Here is a 20,069-nt window from a genome sequence, read left to right on the forward strand (position 1 = left end):
GCAGGGCTCCGAACTCAGGTTAACGACGGTTTACGGGTTGCTCTGGGCGTGATTCTCTGGATCTCCCTGATTCGGAGTCCCCCATGTCGGAGCCTGCGCTGATCTTTGGCGAGAAGTCGCGCCTTCGTGCCCTGCTTGACCATTTCGCCGTGATCGAGGACCCACGCGAGCCGTGGCGGGTGGCGCACCCTCTGCCGGAGGTGTTGCTTCTGGTGGTGTGCGGCACCATCGCGGACTGTGACGATTACGACCACATCGCCGCCTGGGGCGAAGCACACCTGCCATTCCTGCGGGAGATGTTGCCGTATCATCATGGCGTGCCGGGCGGGCGCTGGCTGACTTTGCTGATGAACCGCATCGACCTCGCCCTGTTTTCCGCCTGCTTTACCGCCTGGGTGCGCCAGACGTGGCCGGATCGGCCCGACTTCGTCGCCATCGACGGCAAGACATCGCGGCGCAGCCACGACCGCAGCACCGGCCAGGCCCCTTTGCACCTCGTATCCGCCTTCGCCACTACCGCCCGCCTCGTGCTTGGGCAGGAAGCGGTCAGCGACAAATCCAACGAAACCACCGCCATCCCCCTTCTCGTGGCGCGTCTGGCCACCAACGGCGGCCTGACGGGAGCGACGGTGTCGATCGACGCCATCGCCTGCACCGCGCCCATCGCCACGGCGATTACCGCCGCGGGGGCCGATTACTTGCTGGCGGTGAAGGCCAATCAACCGACCTTGCGCGCCGAGATCGAGGAGTATTTCGCCACCGCGCCTGATGAGATCGTCACGACCGTCACCGATCTCGACAAGGGCCATGGCCGGATCGAGGAACGCACGGTCTGGGTCAGCCGCGAGGCCGATTGGCTGACCGGGCAGCGCCGGTTTCCCGGCGAGGTGCGTCTGCCGGGAGCCACCACCATCGTCAAGGTCCGCTCGCGAACTGCACTGAAGGATGGGGTCCGAGTAGCAATGGAACAATAAGTCGGGTTCAGACCCGTCACCAGTACCGGTCGGTGCCGTTCTCGCGGACATCGGTTTCGATGAAGCAGTTCCGCAGGTCGGCGAGGAAGGCCATTTCCTGGATCAGCTCATCCACCTCCACGTCGAGCCCCAGGCCTTGTGGGGGGTCGTCGTATTCGATCGTGAGCTCATAGGCGCCCCGGTCCAACCGCTTCATACCGTAGCGGCGCGCCAGCAGGCTTTCGATGTCGCTCCGGACCCGTTGCTTGCCGCGCACGAACTTGTTGTTGCGCTCAACGCGCAGCCAAAGAGTCACGGTGGTCTTCGCCATCGGCACTATCCTCGCCGCATCATCCCGGCCCCTTCGCTCTGGCGCCGGGGCGGCCGGCGGCAGCTTAGGCAGGGAGGGGGATTGCAACAAACCCTCGTTTTGTGAAGGCTCCGGACCGAGTTCGCGGACCCTTGGATTTCCGTCATGCAAACCCTGCAAAAACTCATGCACAAATCTATGGCCGCGAAACCCTGGCCGGCTTAGGTTTGTGCAGACCGCCAGCGGGAGGATCGCGTGCTGATCGGCTATATGCGCGTTTCCACCGGGGACCAGAGCCTCGACCTCCAGCGCGATGCCCTGGAGGCGGCGGGCTGCCAGCGCATTTATCAGGATGTCTGCGGCGGAGCCGTGCCGGAACGACCCGGCCTGAGTCGGGCTCTGGATGCCGCCCGCGCCGGCGACGCCCTCGTCGTCTGGAAGCTCGATCGGATCGGCCGCTCGCTTCACCATGTGGTCCAACTCGTGCAGGACCTCCACGGCCGGGGAATCGGCCTGAAGGCTCTCACCGGCGACATCGACACCACCCGCCCGACGGGCCGTCTGGTCTTCGGCCTCTTCGCCACCCTGGCCGAATTCGAGCGCGACCTCATTCACGAGCGCACCATGGCCGGCCTCAAGGCGGCCAGAGCCCGAGGCCGCTGTGGCGGCCGGCCTCGGACGATGACGCGCGCCAAGCTGCGCACCGCCATGGCGATGATGGCCGATCCCGCCAACACGGCGGGAGAGGTGGCCGAGCAACTCGGCATGTCGCTGAGCACCCTGTACGCTTATGTCGATGGTCGCGGCGCCCCAAAGGCCAAGGCCCGCAAACTGCTGGGCCTGGACGAGTAAGCGCGGTGCCGGTTTCCTTTCTCACCGACGAGCAGCGTCGACGCTATGGCCAGTATGCCGGCGACCCAACACCGGATCAGCTGGCCCGGTATTTTCACCTCGACGACAGCGACCGGGAGTTGATCCGGCGCCGGCGTTACGATCACGTGCGGCTGGGCTTTGCCGTCCAGTTGGGGACCGTCCGCTTCCTCGGCACCTTTCTCGACGATCCGACCGCCGTCCCGCCGGTGGTGATCAAGACCCTGGCGGCGCAGCTGGCGGTCGCCGATCCCCGCTGCCTGGAGCGATATCGGACGGGCGAGACACGATGGGATCACATGGCCGAGATCCGCCGCCACTACGGCTATCGCGAGTTCGGCGACCCCTCGGTCCACTTCCGTTTGGCGCGCTGGCTTCACGCCTTGTGCTGGACGGGCACCGAGCGGCCGAGCGTGCTGTTCGACCGGGCCACCGCCTGGTTGGTCGCCCACAAGGTCCTGCTGCCCGGCGTGTCGATGCTGGAACGGCTGGTCGCGCGCGTCCGGGCGCGCGCCAACCAGCGCCTGTGGCGTCTGCTCAGCGCCCCGGTGACGCCGGCCCTGCAGGAACAGCTCGATCGCCTGTTGGAGGTGAAAGAAGGGGAGCGGCAAACACCCTTCGACCGCCTGCGCCAGGGGCCGGTCCTGCAGAGCGGCCCCGAGGTGGTGCGGGCGGTGACGCGTCTGGAGGAAGTCCGCCAGTATGCTCTCGGTCTGCCCAGCTTCGACCGCCTGCCTCGCAGCAAGGTGCTGGCCCTGGCGCGCCAGGCCGGCGCCGCCAAGGCCCAAGCGGTGGCCCGCATGCCGCCCGCCCGGCGGACCGCCACCTTGCTGGCCTTTATTCGCTCCTTGGAGGCCAGCGCCCAGGACGACATCCTCGATCTCTTCGAGATCGTGGTCGCCCGCTTGTTCGCCGAGGCCAAGGCGGCGCGGCAAAAAGCCCGGCTACGCACGCTGCGTGATCTCGATGCCGCCGCGCTGATCCTGCGCGATGCCTGCCGGTTTCTTCTGGAAGACGCGGTGCCCGACGCCGAAGTCCGGGCGGCGGCGTTCGCCGTTGTGCCCCGCCTTCAGCTGGCGGAGGCCCTGGGCGAGGTCGACACCTTGGCGGTGCCCGAGGATCATTCCATCAAGGAACTGCGCGACCGGCACCGGCGGCTGCGCCGATTCCTGCCCGCCGTGCTGGACGCCGTCCATTTCGGCGCCGCTCCGGCCGGGCAACCGGTGCTCGACGCCATCACCCATCTGCGCGCCAGCGGCCACCGCCGCCATCTGGCGGCCAGCGCGCCGGTCGACTTCGTGCCCGCGAGCTGGCGGCGCGAGGTGCGACGCGAGGACGGCGGCATCGATGCCAAGGCTTACGTTTTATGTCTGGCCGACCGGCTGCGCCAGGCCCTGCGCCGCCGCGACCTGTTCGCCAGCCCGAGCCTGCGCTATGGCGATCCGCGCCAAGGCCTGCTGGAGGGCGCCGCCTGGGAGGCCGCCCGTCCCACCGTCTGCCGCACCTTGGGCGTGGCGTCGACGGCCGGCGAGGAACTGAACCGGCTGGCCGAACGCCTGGAGGCCCGCTATCAGGCCACCGCCACCAACCTGCCGACCAACCTCGCTGTCCGGATCGAACCCGACGGCGCCGGCATCGACCTGACCGTAAGCCCGCTCGACAAGCTTGACGAACCGGCCAGCCTGAAAGCCCTGCGCGCGGCGGTCGCGGCCCGGCTGCCGCGCGTGGATCTGCCGGAGATCCTGCTGGAAATCCATGCCCGGACCGGCTTCGCCGCCGACTTCACCCATGCCAGCGAAGGCGGGGCGCGCGTGGAGGACTTGACCACCAGCGTGTGCGCCGTGCTGGTGGCCGAGGCCTGCAACACCGGGCTGGAACCGCTGATCCGACCCGACCATCCCGCCCTGCGGCGCGGCCGGTTGGGTTGGGTGCGCCAGAACTATCTGCGCGCCGAGACGCTGACTCGCGCCAACGCCCGGTTGGTCGCCGCCCAGAACGGTCTCGACCTGGCCCGCCGTTGGGGAGGCGGTGACGTCGCCTCGGCCGACGGCTTGCGCTTCGTGGTGCCGGTGCGCACCATCCACGCCGGCCCCAACCCCAAGTACTTCGGCCCCGAACGCGGCGTCACCTATTACAATCTGGTCTCCGACCAGTTCACCGGGCTGAACGCCATCACCGTGCCCGGCACCCTGCGCGACAGCCTGGTGCTGCTCAGCGTCGTGCTGGAACAGGCCACCGATCTGCGCCCCACCGAGATCATGACCGATGCCGGGGCGTACACCGACACCATCTTCGGCATCTTCTGGCTGCTTGGCTATCAGTTCAGCCCCCGGCTGGCCGACATCGGCGATGCCCGGTTCTGGCGGCTGGACGGCGGCGCCGACTATGGCGCTCTCGACGCCTTGGCGGCCCACAAGATCAATCGGCCGCTGATCGAGCAGCACTGGGACGACCTGCTGCGGCTGGCCGGGTCGTTGAAGCTCGGCCTGGTCCCGGCGACCGGGCTGATCCGCACGCTGCAGACCAACGACCGGCCAACCAAGCTGGCCCAGGCGCTGGCGGAACTCGGGCGCATCATCAAAACCCACTACCTTCTGGCCTACATTGACGACGAGGCCTACCGGCGGCGCATTCTGATCCAGCTCAACCGCGGGGAGCAACGTCATCAATTGGCCCGAGCCGTCTTCCACGGCCGCCGCGGCGAGTTGCGCCAACGCTACCGCGAGGGCCAGGAGGACCAACTCGGCGCCCTGGGGCTGGTGGTCAACCTGATCGTCCTGTGGAACACGATCTATATGGATGCGGCTTTGCGACAGCTGCGCGCCGAAAACTTTCCCGTGCACGACGAGGATGTCGCCCGCCTGACGCCGCTGGGCTACGAGCACATCAACATGCTTGGCCGCTACGCCTTCACCCTGCCGGAGCCCGTGGCTCGCGGCGAACTGCGGCCTCTGCGGAATACCGCCGATCTGGAGGAGGCCCTGATCTGAACCCGACTTATTGTTCCATTGCTACTCGGACCCCTAGCCCAGCCCGAACTCCTGGAAATGCCGGGCGTCGATCACCGCCGTGTGCCCGGCGTCGAAGCGCACGGTCAATTGCTCGCCCCCGATTCCCACCACCGTGCCCAGCGTGCCGTTGTGGATGCCCTCGCGCTTGCGGTTGCCGTGCATCTGCACCCGGTCGCCCGGCGCCAGCCGGACGGCGCCGCGCACCGTCTTGAACTCCCGCCCCGGAGCGACCTCGCCACGCATCTCCCGCACGGCGCGGAGCGCCTGGTTGAGGGCGTCGACCTCCCGGTTGGTGGCGGCGTAGACGAAGCGGTTGCGGCCGGGATCGGCGGCGCTGTCGGCCGCCCACTGCCGCACCAGCGCCAGCCGCGCCGCCTGCGTCGTCGCCGTCCAGTGGACGAAGCCCCGCTCCGCGTAGGCCCCCAGCGCCTCCGCCACCCGCCCGGCGGCGAAGTCCTGGGTGGCCTGACGCTGCCACTCCACCTCCTGCCGGCGCACGGTGGTCAGACGTTCCGCCCCGAAGCGTCGGCGCGCCTCGGTGTAGAGGCCACCGCGCGTCACGCTGGGCAACTGCTTGTCGTCGCCGACGATCACCAGCTTCGCCCCGGCGGCCAGCGCTTGACGGCTCAGCCGGTCGTAAAGGTCGGCATCGACCATCGCCGCCTCGTCGACGAGTACCGCCGTCCGCCGGCTCCAGCGCGTCCGCCCGCGCTCCAGCCGCCACAAGGTGGCGTGCAGGGTGTCGGCTTCGCGGAAGCCGTCCCGGCGCAGATCGGCGGCCACGGTGTTGGTGGGAGCGCAGCCCACCACCCGGTAGCCAGCGCGCTCGTGGGCGTCGCGCACCGCGCCCATGGCGTAGCTCTTGCCGGTGCCGGCGTCGCCCTGGACGATCACCAGGCCTTCCGCTCCCACCGCCCGGCGGAAGGCATGGAGCTGCTCGCCGTCCATCGACCGCGCGGCCGCGGCGGCCGTTACCGCCGCCGGCGCCACGGCGTGCCGGCGGGCGTGGATCGCCGCCAGACGCTCCAGAATCTCGCGCTCCTGGCGCCGGACCGAGCGGGTGGTGAAGACCTCGGCCGCCTCCCCGGTGTCGCCGTCGTGCAGCCGCAACGCCTCGGCGTCGGCCAGCACCGCCGCCACCAGTTCGTCGCGCTCGGCGCCGAAGATGCCGTTGACCGCCATCACCCGTTCCATGTCGCGGCGGGTGAACACGGCCTTGTGGCGGGTGACCGCCGCCAGGATCTCGGCGGGCTCCATCATCGCCGCCTGGCATTCGGCGTCGCGGGTGCGGTTCTCGACCACCGCCCCACTGCGCACCGACCGCGCCTTGCCCATCTTGGTTTCCGGCACCGCCTTGTCGGGCGCCACCGCCAGGGACAGGCCATGGACGCGGAAGAAGGTTTCCTGATGAGCCCGCCAGCGTTCGTGCCAGAGGTCCTGCTCGGCGATGTAGCCCCGGCTGCCGGCCCCGCGCCCGCGCGCGAAGCGGGGGTTGAGGTCGGTGGCCTTGGTGGTGAATCCCTCCGGTCCAAGGTGCCGGGTGGAAATCAGGAAATGGGCGTGCGGCTGATACATGCGCCAGCGCCGGCCACCGCCCTCCAGAACCGTCTCGATCACGTGCGGCCCCTCCAGAACGGGAACCGTCCGGCCCGCCTCGATCCGAATCACGTCGAGACCCAGGGACCGGATGACCTCCAGCGCCCTCTGGGCATCGGCGTCCTTGGGGTTGTCGGGGTCGAACTCCGAGCCGTAGCGATGCACGGCCATCTCGACCGCCACACCGCGCCCCACCCAGTGCGTCTCGGCGAAGGAGCGGGCCAGCGCGACGCGCTGGGTATCGGAGAGATCGTCCTCCCACGGCAGCGACATCACCACGTGCCGGGCGACCTGCGCGCCGGATCGGTAGCGCACGTCCCCCGTCTTGCGGTCGGTGACGATCTCGGCCCGCTGGGCGGCGTTCCACAGGGTTTCGCCATCCTGGAAGGACTCCGGCCCTCCCGCCATCAGGACGGCATGATGGATCAGGTCTTCGCGGCCCTGACGGAAATCGAACGTCTCACCGGTGTGGGCATCGACCCGCGAGGTGCGGGCGATGTAGGCCGACAGACCGACCGCCGAGGAGCCGGTCGCCCCATGAACAATTTGGACGGAGCAATAGGATGTCGCCATGCCGCACCTTTAGGCGCCGCCATCTTATCGCGATGTTTTGCGTTAGCAAAACATATATCGCGGCTGTTACCGTTCCGTGCCAGCACCCGGCGTCGGCGATGGTGCGTGATGGCTCCACCAGTTTTAGATTGCCATCTCCACACTTCTCCACCCTGTGGCGCGAATTCCCATGGACGATCTTCCCTCAATCGCCATACCCTGGTGTGGCTAGCGGAAGGAGCGCCCGATGGTCGAGCCAGCACCCCCATCGCCTGATGAAACCGCCGAGGCCCGGCCCGCGCCGGGCTCGCTGACCACCATCAGCGTCGTGCAAGAGCGGATCGCCAAGATCAATGACATCCCGGCCCGAACCCGGACCGTCGAGGACCAGGCCTATCTGGTGGCCTTGCGCAAGCGGCTGCACGACCTGCGCGGCGTCCGCCTCGCTTCGGAGGAGGCAAAGGTCCGCGAGGCCCAGCGCAAGGCCGAGACACGACGGAAAATCCAGTTGGGCGGACTGGTGATCAAGGCGGGCCTCGATGGCTGGGACGAGGCGACACTGCTCGGCGCCCTTCTGGAGGTCCGCGAGGGCGCCGCCGATTTGCGGAATGGCCCCTCCCACCTGGCGCGGTGGAAAGCCAGCGGCGGCAAGGCGCTGACGGCGGAAAAGGCGGTGACCGCCGACCGCGAGCCCCTGATCGTCACCTTCCCCAACAGCCCTGAACCGGAGATCCGGCGGGCTCTGCGCGGCCTCAAGCTGCGCTGGTCCGAGGCTCTCCAGCATTGGGATGGCCTTGCCCATTTCACGACGGTCAAAGCCATCGCCGACCGGGCCGGCGGCACGATCCGCCGCCTCAATCCACCGCAAGCCGAAACGCCCGGCGGGTGACGCCTTCTCTCCTCTCAATGATCGGATCGGTGGAAATGACCGACGCAACCGACCGCAGCATCGTGAAACATCCTGAAACGGCGATGCAACCGTCCTCTTGGATCAACCCTTTGAAAAGACTTTCGATTTCCCCGGCGTGCAACATGTAACGGTGATTTTTTCGACCTCCGCGCGGCCTTCGAACAGGGGTATGGCACGGGTCCCTTCATGTCCATGGGCACCGTCAAGTTGGTGGTGGTTGGCCCGTGGAAGCCGGGGTATAGGGTTTCATGACGACGCGCCCCGATCCCCGCTACGCCGGTTACCGCTTTCCCGCCGAGATCATCGCCACGGCGGTGTGGCTGTACTTCCGTTTTCCGTTGAGCCTGCGGATGGTCGAGGAGCTGCTGGCGGCGCGCGGCATTACGGTCAGTTACGAGACGGTGCGGCAGTGGAGCCTGAAGTTCGGCCGCGAGATCGCCGATCGGATGCGCCGACGGGCGCCCCGTCGGGGCGACAAGTGGCACCTTGATGAGGTCGTCCTGACCATCGCCGGGAGGAAGCACTACCTGTGGCGCGCCGTCGATCAGGACGGCTTCGTCCTCGACGTCCTGGTCCAGAGCCGCCGGGATGCCAAGGCGGCCGAGCGTTTGCTGCGGAAGCTGCTGAAACAGCAGGGCCGGGCTCCGCGCGTGCTGGTCACCGACCAGCTGAAGTCCTATGCCGCCGCCAAGCGGGAGTTGACGCTCGGCGGCGAGCACCGCCAGCACAAGGGCCTCAACAACCGGGCCGAGAATTCGCATCAGCCGACCCGACGACGCGAGCGGCAGAGGAAGCGGTTCCAGTCCCCCCGGCACGTTCAGCGCTTCCTGTCCATTCACGATCCGATCGCCAACCTGTTCCACGCCGCCCGCGCCCAAGCGTTCGAGGCTTGGGCTGACATCGCTGGTGCTCGTCTGGCGGCGTGAACGCCTCCCCGCTCGGACGCCATACCCTTCGCTCGTCTCGGCGCAAAACTCGTCCCATCAACTTGACGGTGCCCAGAGTATTCTTCATGATCAACGACACCACCCCATCTTTCCACAACCACACTCAGGTATGCCGTCGAAGCGACGTTCTCTTCGCCAAGGTGGATGGAGAGATGGTTCTCATGACCTTGGACCAAGCCCACTATGTCGGTCTTAACGATACCGGCAGCGATGTCTGGAAGCACATCGAGCGGCCCATCGCTGTCGAAGCTCTGGTCGCCCGACTTGCTGACGAGTACGATGGCGATCCGACCGTCATCGAACGAGAGGTGCGTGCCCTGCTGTCCGAGATGGCGGCCAACGGATTGGTGGATCTATGCTGATGCGGCATTTGCGGCGCTTTCTGGCACTTCCAGGCGCGGAGCGGCATTTGCTGCTTGAGGCGGTCATCGCGTTGACGATGGTGCGCGTTCTGTTGGCCGTGCTGCCCTTCAAGACGGCCATGTGCTTGTCCGGGCTGCGCACGGTAACCGGCGGCGACGCCGATCCAGGGTTGTCGGGGGCAGCATCGGAAGATGTCATGCTAGCGACGGCTCTGGGCCGGGCCATTCTGCGCGTTGCGCGTCACATGCCGTTCCGTGCCGTGTGCCTGCAACAGGCCATGGCCTGCACCGTCATGCTGCGCCGCCGCCAACTTCCAGTGGTCGTTCGATTCGGTGTATCCAAGAAGCTTGGCGGCGCCATAGAGGCCCACGCCTGGGCCATCTGCGGTGGTGTGGTCGTGACCGGTGCCAACGGCATGAAGCGCTTCACTGCAATCACGACGTTTTCGCCATGACCACTGTCCACACACTATGCGGGCTCAAGGTCGTTTCCGACCTGCCGATGCCCGATCTTCTGCCCTGGACTGGCGATGACCGCGCTCCAGACGTGGCGATCCGCCTTGGAGAGGTGCCGGACCGCTTGGATGCGCCGGTCATCGACGGCCCGTTGCTGCAAGTGGGGGCGGACGGCACCTGCCGGTTCGCCGTCTCCGGTGTCGCCGCCTATCTGGTGGAAGGCGGCCATACGGTGACCGTGCGGACGGAGATGGACGCGGCGGCACCGGACGTGCGTGTCTTCCTGCTGGGGACTGTCTTTGGCATTCTCTGCGCCCAGCGCGGCCTGCTGCCGCTGCACGCCAGTTGCGTAGCAATCGGCGGACGCGCCGTCGCCTTCTCCGGCGTGTCCGGTGCGGGGAAGTCCACGCTGGCCGCCGCCTTCCACCGACAAGGCTACCCGGTGCTGGCGGACGACGTGACGGTGGTGGACGTGGAGGCGCCCGGCGGGCCGCTGGTGCTGCCGTCCTTTCCAAGGATCAAGCTGTGGGGCGATGTGATGAACGCCTTCGCCCTGCCCCGCAAGGGGCTGGAGCGCAGCCGAGCCGAGCTGGACAAATACCACGTGCCGCTGGACGGCCGGTTCCAGGCTGAGCCGCTGCCGCTCGCCGCCATCTACCGCCTGGAGGAGGCGCGCCTGCCCAGCCAGGAGGGAGCCGAACGTCTGAACCCGGCAACGGCGGTGCAAAGCCTGGAGGTGGACATCTATCGGTGCCGGACGATGCGGCGTCTGCTCTCCCCCGCACGGCTGTTCCATCTTCTGACGCAAATCGCGGCAGCGGCGCCGTCATACCGGCTATGGCGCCGGATGGGGCTGGGCGACCTCGACGCGCAGGTGGCGGCCCTCGCCGCCCGCCAAGGAAGCGATGCCGGAGGCCGGGCATGAGCGGCTATTACTGGCTCGCCTCCTACCCTAAGTCCGGCAACACGTGGATGCGGCTGGCACTGTGGGCATTGCGTCACGGCAAGCCGGTGGATTTTGCCGAATTTGCCGGATGGGCGACAGTGTCGGGCCTTCGCGCCGTGTTCGACGAGGTATTGGGAGTGGAGTCGTCGGATCTGAACGCGGCGGAGATCGAAACCTTGCGCCCGCGCGTCTTCGAAACGCTGAGCAGCGAGGCTCCCGAACCGATGCTGCGCAAGGTGCACGAGCCGTGGATTCTCACCCCGGCTGGCGAGCCGCTGTTCCCGCCGGCCGTGACGCTGGGCGCCGTGTATATCGTTCGCGATCCGCGGGATGTGGCCGTCGCGCTATCCCACCACCAGGGCGCTTCCCTGGACCGAGCCATTGCCTTCATGAGCTCCCCGCCACATGAAAGAGGGTCCGTGTGGAGGCAGATGGACTATCACTGGGTGAGTTGGCACCGGCATGTGGAAAGCTGGCTCGATGCCCCCGGCATTCGCGTGCTTCCCGTGCGCTACGAAGATATGGTGGCCGACATGCCGGCCGTTCTCGCCGAAGTGGCGGAATTCCTGGGCTGGGATGCTGAACCGGAAGCGGTCGCCGCAGCCGTCGAGGCAACCGCCTTCGAGCGCCTGCGCATCGAGGAAGAGAAGCAAGGCTTCGGTGAGAAGCCGTTGCACATGGAGCGGTTCTTCCGCCGTGGCGAGGCGGGCGGTTGGCGGGCGGTGCTATCGGGCGAGCAAGCAGCCCGCATTCAGCATGACCATGGCGCCGTCATGCTCAGGCTTGGATATCTCTGAGATGGTTTCTGGATGAAAGAGCACCGACTGGACAATCAAAGGCCGTGGTATAAAAGCCAGAAACGACTGACAAAAAGGATTGCGCCCCATGACGAATTCTAACGACGATGTCGCTTTGCGGACAACGGAGAGCAGGTGCTTGAAGAAGAAGAAGAAATGGCGAACGCCGAAATTGCAAGTCTGCGACTCGGTGCCATCAACGTCAAACTCCAAGACTTACACGCCGTCGGACAGTTACGTCAATCCGAACGTATCGTGAGTTGGCGTTGTGTCGTTTTTTGTCGGGATCGTCGATCGATCAGGTGAGGCGATCGCTGAAGGTACCGCGCGTCGCCTGTCTGTGATCGCGGCAACTCACGGCACGGCCAAGCCTCGCCTATGGCAGGGCGAGGGGCTCGTGCTGGCGCATACCCAAGGGATCGTAACACCGGAAGATCGGCGCGAACGGCTTCCGGGCTGCTTCGCAGGCGGACGATCGGTGTTCGTCTTCGACGGCCGAATCGACAACCGCGACGACCTGATCGCCGAACTGGGGCTGGGAAGCGCACCGAGCGGCCTGCCCGACAGCCGGCTCGTCATGACGGCCTTGGAACGCTGGGGTGAGGATGCCAGTGCCCGGCTGTTAGGTGATTTTGCGTTCGCCGCGTGGGACCATGAGCGGCAGCGCCTGTTCCTAGCCTGTGACGCGGTCGGCGGCAGGACCATCTACCATCACACAACACCGCACGGGATTGTCTTCGCCACCTCCGTGAACGCCGTGCAGGCGTTGATCGACGGACCGCGTGAGGTGGATCTGCGATCTGTTGCTCATCTGCTGCTCAACCGCCATATCCCATCGGGAGCGACGATGTACTGCGGAACCGGCCGCCTGCCGGCGGCCGGGTGGTTGGTCTGGACGGAGAATGGGGTCCAGGGCGGCCGCTACTGGCGCCCGGACTGGAACCGGCGAATCCGCTACCAGAGCGACGAAGAGTATGTGGAGGCGGCACGCGAACTGCTCGACCGGGTGGTCGCGGCGCAGTTGCGTGCCGCCGGTCCCGTGGTGTGCCACCTGTCAGGCGGGCTCGATTCTACGGCTGTGGCGTCCACGGCTGCGCGTCTCGTTGCGCCCGCGGCGTTGCACACGGTCACCGTCGTTCCAGATCCGAGCGCGCCGCTGCCACCTCCCCAGAAGGGGCTGATCTACGACGAATGGCCGTTGGCCGAAGCGGTTGCCCGCCGGTATCCCAACATGGTCGCTCACCGAACACCGGCGGGCGGGTTGACGGCCGACGAAATCGACCCGATGCGCTTGTTCTGGGCATTTGGATTGCCCATACGCAACCTTCCGAACTATGGCTGCTTTATGCCAAGCGTCCAGAAGGTGCGGGAGCTTGGCGGGAACGTGGTGTTGAGCGGGCTGTCCGGCAACATGACACTCAGTTGGCGATGCAATGCGCTGCTCGCCGATCTGGCGGTCTCGGGTAACGTGCCGGAATTGATGCGGCAAATCCATGGTATCTGGCGAAATGGCGAGAGCGTGTCCCGGCGACTGCGGCAGGAGTTGATCGCACCTCTCCTGCCGCCCGGAATCCAGCGCGCGATCCAGCGTCTGCGTGGCCGCAAGCCAGATCGATGGGAGGACTTCTCCGTCATCGCCCCCTCGTTCGCTGCTGAAATCGGCGCCGACGACATCTTCGATTCGAAGCGCTTCGTCTCGGATGCACCGACCCCTGATACACGGTTGCGCCACAAATTCCTGGAGCGAACCTGGGCCCAAAGACCCATGCTGGCGGCCTTGCCGCGCGTCAACGGTTTGGAACAGCGGGATCCGCTCGGCGACCGGCGACTCGTCGAGTTCTGTCTCGCCATTCCCCCCGAACTGTGGCAGCGGGACGGAGTGCCGCGCTCCTTTGCCCGGCGGGTTTTCGCCGATCGGCTGCCCACAGACGTGGTCGATAGCCGAGAACATGGCCGGCAAGCAGCGCAGTGGTTTCATCGGCTGACCCTGCGGCGTGATGATTTGGTGGCCGAGATCGATCGTTTGGAAGCGTCGCCACTCGCCAGCCGCATCATGGACCTGCCGCGTCTGCGGGCTATTGCCAGCAATTGGCCAGCCGACACGCAGGAGGCCGATCGGCGCACGCCCGAATTGTTGGGCGGATTCGGGCGCGGCCTTCACATCGGCCAGTTCCTGCGGTGGGTCGAAGGCGGAAACGGCTGACGATGGGGTGGCGCGGGCGACAATCGCCGAAGCCCTTACGTCGGGGTTGTCGTTGCAACATGACTGTATTCGGTTCCTGGTCGTGCACGAGCCTTAACCAGCCTGCTCGGCCCGCTGGGCGGCGTTCCACAGGGTTTCGCCATCCTGGAAGGACTCCGGCCCTCGATGGCTGGGACGAGGCGACGCTGCTCGGCGCCCTTCTGGAGGTCCGCGAGGGCGCCGCCGATTTGCGGAATGGCCCCTCCCACCTGGCGCGGTGGAAAGCCAGCGGCGGCAAGGCGCTGACGGCGGAAAAGGGCTCTGAGTAGCAGCGGAACAGAAACTCCGATTCAGGCATCCTCGTCGGATAACGCCGCCGGATTGCGCAACGGCCTCAGTTCGCCACGGGCTACTGGCTCGGGCAGGGTGAAGGCGTAGCGGCCGAGCATGTTGATGTGCTCATAGCCGAGCGGCGACAGCCGCGCCACGTCCTCGTCGCGGACATCGAACCCTTCGGCTCGCAGTTGGTCGAGTGCCGCGTCCATGTAGAGCGTGTTCCACAGGATGATGGCGTTGACCACCAGCCCAAGGGCGCCGAGTTGGTCCTCCTGGCCCTCGCGGTAGCGTTGCCGCAACTCGCCCCGCTTGCCGTGGAAGACGGCACGGGCGAGTTGATGGCGACCTTCACCGCGATTGAGTTGGTTGAGAATGCGACGGCGGTAGGCTTCGTCGTCGATGTAGGCCAGCAGGTAGAGGGTCTTGATGATCCGGCCGAGCTCCTCCAGCGCCCGTGCCAGCCGCGTCGGCCGCTCGTTGGTCTGAAGCGTCCGGATCAACCCGCCGGCCTGCACGAGGCCCAGCTTGAGCGAACCGGCCAAGCGCAGCAGGTCGTCCCAATGCTCGGCAATCAGGCCCGTCTTCACTTTGTGCGCGGCCAGCTTGTCGAGGGGACCGTAGTCGGCGGCGGGGTCGATCCGCCAGAACCGGGCGCCGCCGATGTCGGCGATCCGGGGGCTGAACTGGTAACCGAGCAGCCAGAAGATGCCGAAGATCACGTCCGTGTAAGCGCCGGTGTCGGTCATGATCTCGGTCGGCTCCAACGCGGTTTCCTGTTCCAGCACGACGCTGAGCAGCACCAAACTGTCCCGCAGGGTGCCCGGCACGGTGATGGCGTTGAGGCCGGTGAACTGGTCGGAAACGAGGTTGTAATAGGTAACGCCGCGTTCGGGGCCGAAGTATTTGGGGTTGGGGCCGGCGTGAATGGTGCGCACCGGCACGACAAAGCGCAGCCCATCGGCGGAGGCGACATCCCCGCCGCCCCAACGCCGTGCCAGATCGATGCCATTCTGGGCCGCCACCAGCCGGGCGTTGGCCTGGGTCAGGGTTTCGGCGCGCAGGTAGTTCTGGCGGACCCAACTCATCCGAGATCGCCGCAACGACGGGGCATCGGGGCGCACCAGCGGCTCCAGGCCGGTGTTGCACGCCTCGGCCAGCAGGACGGCGCACAGGGTTGTCGTCAAATCCTGGGCTCTCGCTTCCGCTTCGCTGGCGTGCGTGAACGCGCCGGCGAAGCCGGTGCGGGCGTCGATCTCCAGCAGCAACTCCGGCAGGTCGACCCGCGGCAGGCGCGCCGTGACGGCTTCCCGCAGGGCGGCGAGACTGGCGGGTTCCTCCAGGCGGTCGAGCCCGGTGAGCACCAGTTCGTCGTCATCGCCGTTCCGGTTCAAGCGAAGGCTAGTGTTCCGTGGCAGGTTGTCGGTGACTGATCGGAACGCCTGATCGAGCCGTTCGCACAGGCGCCCGATTTCCTCGACCGCGTTGTGGGACTTGTCCAGCGTCCGGCACACGGTTGGTCGCGCGACCTCCCAGGCGGTGCCGTCCAACAGGCCGATGCGGGGATCGGCGAAACGCAGACTGGGCGCGGCGAAGATATCCCGGCGCCGGAGCGCCCCGCGCAACCGGTCGACCAGACACAGGGTCCAGGCGCGCCGGTCGATGATTCCATCGCGGGTCACCCGGCGTTCCCAGGACTTCGGGACGAATTCGGTGGGCCACTCCTTCCGGCGTCCTCCCCCGTCCTCAACCTTTCGGAAGTGTTGCAGGGCCTTCAGCACCGGCTGACCGGCGGGCATGGCCCCCAGCCCCACGATGCGTGCGAAATGCGGCAGGAAGCGCCGAATGGCGCGATGCTGGGCCAGCAATTCATCAAAATAGGGGTCGTCCGGCGGTCGGGTCAGGCTGTCGACCTGGGCGACGGCGGCTTCCAGAGCGGCCTGAGGCACGGTGGCGAAGACCGCCGCCCGGAGATCGCTGTCGGTGACGGTGCCGTCGAGCACCAAGGCGCAGACCTGACTCAAGGTGAGGGCGGCGGCGTCGAGGGGGTCGGTTGAGGATACGTGTAAAAAGTAGTCACAAGGCGGCCTCGAAGGGGAGAGGTGCCGGGTTGAGAGGCGTGGGCAGACTGGTCATGTCGAGGACGTACTGGCCAAACCGGCGGATATGCTCGCGGCTGTAGGGGCTGAGGCGGGCCACGAGTTCCGGCGTGACCGGGTGGCCGTCGTCGGCCATGGCCGCCAGGACCTCGGTCAGATCGGCGACATTGCTCAGCATGATCGTGTTGGCCACCAGGCTGGCGTACTTGAGCTGCTTTTCCTGCTCGAGCGGATCGCCGCTCTTGATCACCGGCCCGCCGAAGGAAACCCAGTCGAGAAAGTCGTTGAAGGCTTCGACCTTGGTGGTTTCCGCCCGGATGCCGCGCCGGACCTCGGGGCTGGAGATATAGCGCAGCAGAAACAACGTGCGCTCGACCCGGCCGAGTTCTCGGAAGGCACGATGAAGACGGCTCTTCCGGTTGTGCGTTCCCAGCTTGCGCAGCAGCATCGACGGCAGCACCCGGCCCGCCTGGATCGAGAGCGCCACTTGCATCACGTCGCGCCAATGGGTGGCGATCAGCGGCCACTCGATGTCGCCGCTGAACAGCGGGTCGATATGCTCGTACGTGGCCGACCTGGTGGGACGGTAAAACACCACGTCCGACCACGTGCGCATTCGCGGCATCAGGGTGATGCCCAGCAGCCGGCTGAGGCCGAAAACGGTTTCGCTCTGGCCATGGGTATCGGCGTGAAGCGTGTCGGGCTGAAGGGACGAGCGGTTCCTCAGCAGGCCGTCGAGGATGTGGACGGCCTCCCACACCCCGCAGGGGATGAAGCTGGTGAACAACGCGATGTAGCTGTCGGCGATGTGGTGATAGGCGATACCCCCGTACCCGCCGTAGCGGATGTGCCGGGAGCCGAGCAAGTTGTTTTCCCGCAAGGGAACATAGGTGCCATCAGCGATGGCCGCCTGCCCCTGGCCCCAGTGCTTGGGCAGGGAGAAGCGGGCGTAGGCGCCGATGACGTCGGCCATCGCCGCTTCCAGCTTGCTGGCGTTGATGTGCTGAGCATTGATCCGGCGTAGCGTCTGCGCGGTGGCGAGGCCGGGCGCGTGGCGGGCGGTCTGGGTCGGGCCGAGATTGCAGCCATAGCCGAAGACGGTCAGGAGATAGCGCTGGACGGCGTTGGCGAGCTTCGGGTCGGCCCCCGACGGTGGCCCGAAGTGGCGGGTGTAGCCGGACCAATGCTCGGTGCCCTTGAGGATGTCGAGCAGATGGCGTTCGGGCATCCGGTCGCGGATTTCCTGCTCGAACGCGGCCAGGCCTTCCGGGGGACCGGCCGCCCGCTGCTGCCTCAGATGTGGCACGCCATCGGCATCCAAAGTCAGTTCGGTGTTGCTGGGGAAGCCCGCGTCCACGCTGCTGGCCAGGGCGCTGAGCTGGTCCTGGAGACGGGCGACAAAGGCCTCGCCCGTCTCCGGCATCCCGAGGGCGGCGCAGTAAGCGGCCAGGCGGGGCTGACACTCCGACCAGGGCAGGAGCTGCTCGCGGTAGTCGGCGAAGGTTTCCGAGCCGACGACGTAGAGGTCGCCGGTCTGCAGGGCGTCGGCCACGTGGAGGAAGACGCAGATCTCGAAGGAGCGGCGGTCGACGGCGCGGCCGTCCTTGTGATGTTTGCGCACAAAGCTTTGCCAGCGCGCCGAGGCAAAGCCCAGATCGATGGCGCCGACCACCTCGTCCCGGCGCGCGTGCCGGTGATCGATGACCCGCTTCAAGGCGTCGATCAGGCTGTGGTCCTGGGTGGCCGAGCGGATGTCCAGCCGCTCCAGCAAGCCGAACAGCAGGGCACGGGTTTTGGCGTGAATGGGCCAGAGCAACGGCAGATCGTTGTTGCCGTGCCAGGCGGAAACCGTTTCGCATTGCCGCGCCAGGACCTCGACGCCCCCTTGGGCCGACAGCAGGGCTCGGATCCGCCGACCGATGGCCTCATCCGGCTCCTCGACCTTTGCGGTGACGAGGACCTGCCCAAAAACCGCGATCAGGGACTCCTCCAGGGCGCGGTGCTGGTCGCGCAACGCCTCGAGTTTCTCCCGCGCCGCCGTCCGCGTCCGCCGGAGGCGGGTCAGGAGCATCTCGACCAGCTCGTCGCGGCCGCGGGTTTGCGCCTGCCGGATCAGGGCCAGCAACAGGGTATAGCGCTTGCCGTTTCGCCCCATGTCGAGCAGGTCGCTCACCTCCAGCACGGCGGCCTCGGCGGCGAATTGTCGGAGCTTGGTATGGGACACCCCGGCCAGGATCGGAGCGGGATCGATCAGCCCATCCAGCCAGGCGAGGCGTTCCGTCCAGACCTTGAGCGTTTCCGGCCGCGCCGGTCCCGGCGTGTGCTTCAACCGGTTGAAGGCCGTGGTGGTGGCGTCCGGCGGCAGTGTCAGCAGCGCGTCCAGCGCACGGACGTTTTCTTCCGACAAACGGGCCACCACCTGGGCATAGAGGCGCTCATGGACCTGGGTGCGCAGATGGTTGGCCATTCGGTCCAAGGTGCTGAAGGCCGGCAGGTCGATGTTGGCCTCGCGCAACGCCTCGATGGCCCGGTTGATCAGGTCCGCCGGGTCGCTCATCGTCTCGGCGGCGGCCAGAACCGCCGCCGTGACCACGCCCTCGCCCGCCTGGGAAAAGGCGGTCAAGCCGAGGTGGGCGCGAATGGCGGTTCTGTAGCGAATGGCGGTTCTGTAGCGGTGGAGCGCCTGCTTGTCTGTGATCAGCGGCGACGGAGCGGGCATCGCCAGTTGGGCCGCCATGTGGGACAGAGCCGCCGCCGGAAGATCCGAAGGAGAAAGGAACAGGCCAAAAGCCTGGCGGGTCTTCAGAAGGGCCGCGAGGGTCAGGCGCCCCGCGTCGCCGCGCGCCGCTGTCCGAACGAAGGCGTGATCGGCGTCGCTCAGGTCGGAGCGTGCCTCGAGCTCCTCGCGGGTCAGCCGGTCACCAGGACGCGGGTAGGCGGTGCGGTCGAGGGCGGTCATGGGGTGTCCGGAAAAGGGTCTGCCGCGGCGGCGGGGAAAGGCTCACGCGGTCAAGGGGATAGGGCCTGTCGATTTCCTGTCCAGAAAAGAATACCTTTGCGGACGAGCGCCAACGGACGGAGCGGCGCCCCACCATGCCCGCAGTGCCTCGGACGGCTTTGTATCTGCGCGTCTCGACCGCCGAGCAGAAACCGGATCTCCAATACGACGGCCTGCGGGTCTATGCCGCGCGAGCAGGGCTGGCGATCGAGGGGGAGTATTGCGACGTGGCCGTCTCCGGCCGCAAGCAGGGCCGGCCCCAGTTGAGCGCTCTGATGACCGCGGTGCGAAATCGGGAGTACGACTGCGTTCTGGTGTGGAAATTCGATCGCTTCGCCCGCAGCACGCGGCACCTGCTGGCCGCGCTCGAGGAGTTCGGCCATCTCGGGGTCCGCTTCATCAGCGTGCAGGACCAGATCGACACCGACAGCCCGATGGGTCGGGCGATGTTCACCATCATTGCCGCCCTGGCGGAGTTGGAATCGGCGCTGATCAGCGAGCGCGTCAGCGCCGGCATGAAGGCGGCGGCGGTTCGGGGCAAACGCCTGGGGCGGCCGCCGACGTCGCCGCACGTCATTGCCGAGATCGAGGCGCTCGCCGCCGTCACCGACCTCAGCATTCGTCAGATTCACCGGAAAATCGCGGGCAGGGCTTCACGCACTCGTGTCGGAGAGATTGCCAAGCGCGTCCGGAAGGCTGACTCTGATCCCTTGTGACTACTTTTTACCCGTATCCTCAACCGACCCC

Annotated in this window: 13 protein-coding genes and 2 pseudogenes; 11 read left to right on the forward strand and 4 right to left on the reverse strand. The window is 67.0% G+C overall.

Annotated elements, in window-relative coordinates:
* Positions 1-83 precede the first annotated feature (83 nt).
* A pseudogene (locus VED21_RS00560) lies at positions 84-956 on the forward strand (ISAs1 family transposase); the annotation flags it as partial.
* Positions 957-990: 34 nt separating this feature from the next.
* Here VED21_RS00560 and VED21_RS00565 read toward each other — a convergent pair.
* A complete protein-coding gene (locus tag VED21_RS00565; protein ID WP_324880353.1) occupies positions 991-1,284 on the reverse strand; it encodes a hypothetical protein in 294 nt (97 codons plus the stop codon).
* A 234-nt stretch (positions 1,285-1,518) separates the two neighbouring features.
* On the opposite strand from VED21_RS00565, the gene VED21_RS00570 reads away from it, so the two are divergent.
* A complete protein-coding gene (locus VED21_RS00570; RefSeq protein ID WP_324880354.1) occupies positions 1,519-2,115 on the forward strand; it encodes a recombinase family protein in 597 nt (198 codons plus the stop codon).
* Positions 2,116-2,120: 5 nt separating this feature from the next.
* Positions 2,121-5,123, forward strand: a complete 3,003-nt coding sequence (locus VED21_RS00575) for a Tn3 family transposase (RefSeq protein WP_324880355.1) — start codon at positions 2,121-2,123, stop codon at positions 5,121-5,123.
* 33 nt (positions 5,124-5,156) lie between these two features.
* Here VED21_RS00575 and VED21_RS00580 read toward each other — a convergent pair whose 3' ends face one another.
* The gene (locus tag VED21_RS00580) at positions 5,157-7,313 is read right to left on the reverse strand and encodes an AAA family ATPase (RefSeq protein WP_324880356.1); all 2,157 of its coding nucleotides are present in this window, start codon (positions 7,311-7,313) and stop codon (positions 5,157-5,159) included.
* A 226-nt stretch (positions 7,314-7,539) separates the two neighbouring features.
* Between VED21_RS00580 and VED21_RS00585 the strand changes: the two genes are divergently transcribed.
* From VED21_RS00585 to VED21_RS00615, 7 genes are all read left to right on the forward strand, one after another.
* Complete coding sequence (locus VED21_RS00585) at positions 7,540-8,181, forward strand: conjugal transfer protein TraD (RefSeq protein ID WP_324880357.1); 642 nt, start codon at positions 7,540-7,542, stop codon at positions 8,179-8,181.
* Between the two features lie 269 nt (positions 8,182-8,450).
* Positions 8,451-9,128, forward strand: coding sequence for an IS6 family transposase (locus VED21_RS00590; RefSeq protein ID WP_324880358.1), 678 nt, complete (start codon positions 8,451-8,453; stop codon positions 9,126-9,128).
* Between the two features lie 86 nt (positions 9,129-9,214).
* The gene (locus tag VED21_RS00595) at positions 9,215-9,511 is read left to right on the forward strand and encodes a PqqD family protein (RefSeq protein WP_324880359.1); all 297 of its coding nucleotides are present in this window, start codon (positions 9,215-9,217) and stop codon (positions 9,509-9,511) included.
* Positions 9,505-9,966: a lasso peptide biosynthesis B2 protein gene (locus tag VED21_RS00600; RefSeq protein ID WP_324880360.1), complete on the forward strand. Its 462-nt coding sequence runs from the start codon at positions 9,505-9,507 to the stop codon at positions 9,964-9,966. Before VED21_RS00595 ends, VED21_RS00600 begins: the two co-directional genes overlap by 7 nt.
* Positions 9,963-10,892, forward strand: coding sequence for a serine kinase (locus VED21_RS00605; protein ID WP_324880361.1), 930 nt, complete (start codon positions 9,963-9,965; stop codon positions 10,890-10,892). Before VED21_RS00600 ends, VED21_RS00605 begins: the two co-directional genes overlap by 4 nt.
* Positions 10,889-11,710: a sulfotransferase domain-containing protein gene (locus tag VED21_RS00610; RefSeq protein WP_324880362.1), complete on the forward strand. Its 822-nt coding sequence runs from the start codon at positions 10,889-10,891 to the stop codon at positions 11,708-11,710. Before VED21_RS00605 ends, VED21_RS00610 begins: the two co-directional genes overlap by 4 nt.
* A gap of 268 nt (positions 11,711-11,978) precedes the next feature.
* Positions 11,979-13,913, forward strand: a complete 1,935-nt coding sequence (locus tag VED21_RS00615) for an asparagine synthetase B family protein (RefSeq protein WP_324880363.1) — start codon at positions 11,979-11,981, stop codon at positions 13,911-13,913.
* Positions 13,914-14,242: 329 nt separating this feature from the next.
* Here the strand turns inward: VED21_RS00615 and VED21_RS00620 are convergent.
* Together VED21_RS00620 and VED21_RS00625 are read right to left on the reverse strand one after the other, a co-directional pair.
* Positions 14,243-16,282, reverse strand: a pseudogene (locus VED21_RS00620) (Tn3 family transposase); the annotation flags it as partial.
* 19 nt (positions 16,283-16,301) lie between these two features.
* On the reverse strand, positions 16,302-19,283 hold the full coding sequence (locus tag VED21_RS00625) for a Tn3 family transposase (RefSeq protein WP_324880364.1): 2,982 nt from the start codon (positions 19,281-19,283) through the stop codon (positions 16,302-16,304).
* Positions 19,284-19,417: 134 nt separating this feature from the next.
* Between VED21_RS00625 and VED21_RS00630 the strand changes: the two genes are divergently transcribed.
* Positions 19,418-20,038, forward strand: a complete 621-nt coding sequence (locus VED21_RS00630) for a recombinase family protein (protein WP_324880365.1) — start codon at positions 19,418-19,420, stop codon at positions 20,036-20,038.
* Positions 20,039-20,069 lie beyond the last annotated feature (31 nt).

The organism is Azospirillum sp. (genome assembly GCF_035627195.1).
GTDB lineage: Bacteria > Pseudomonadota > Alphaproteobacteria > Azospirillales > Azospirillaceae > Azospirillum.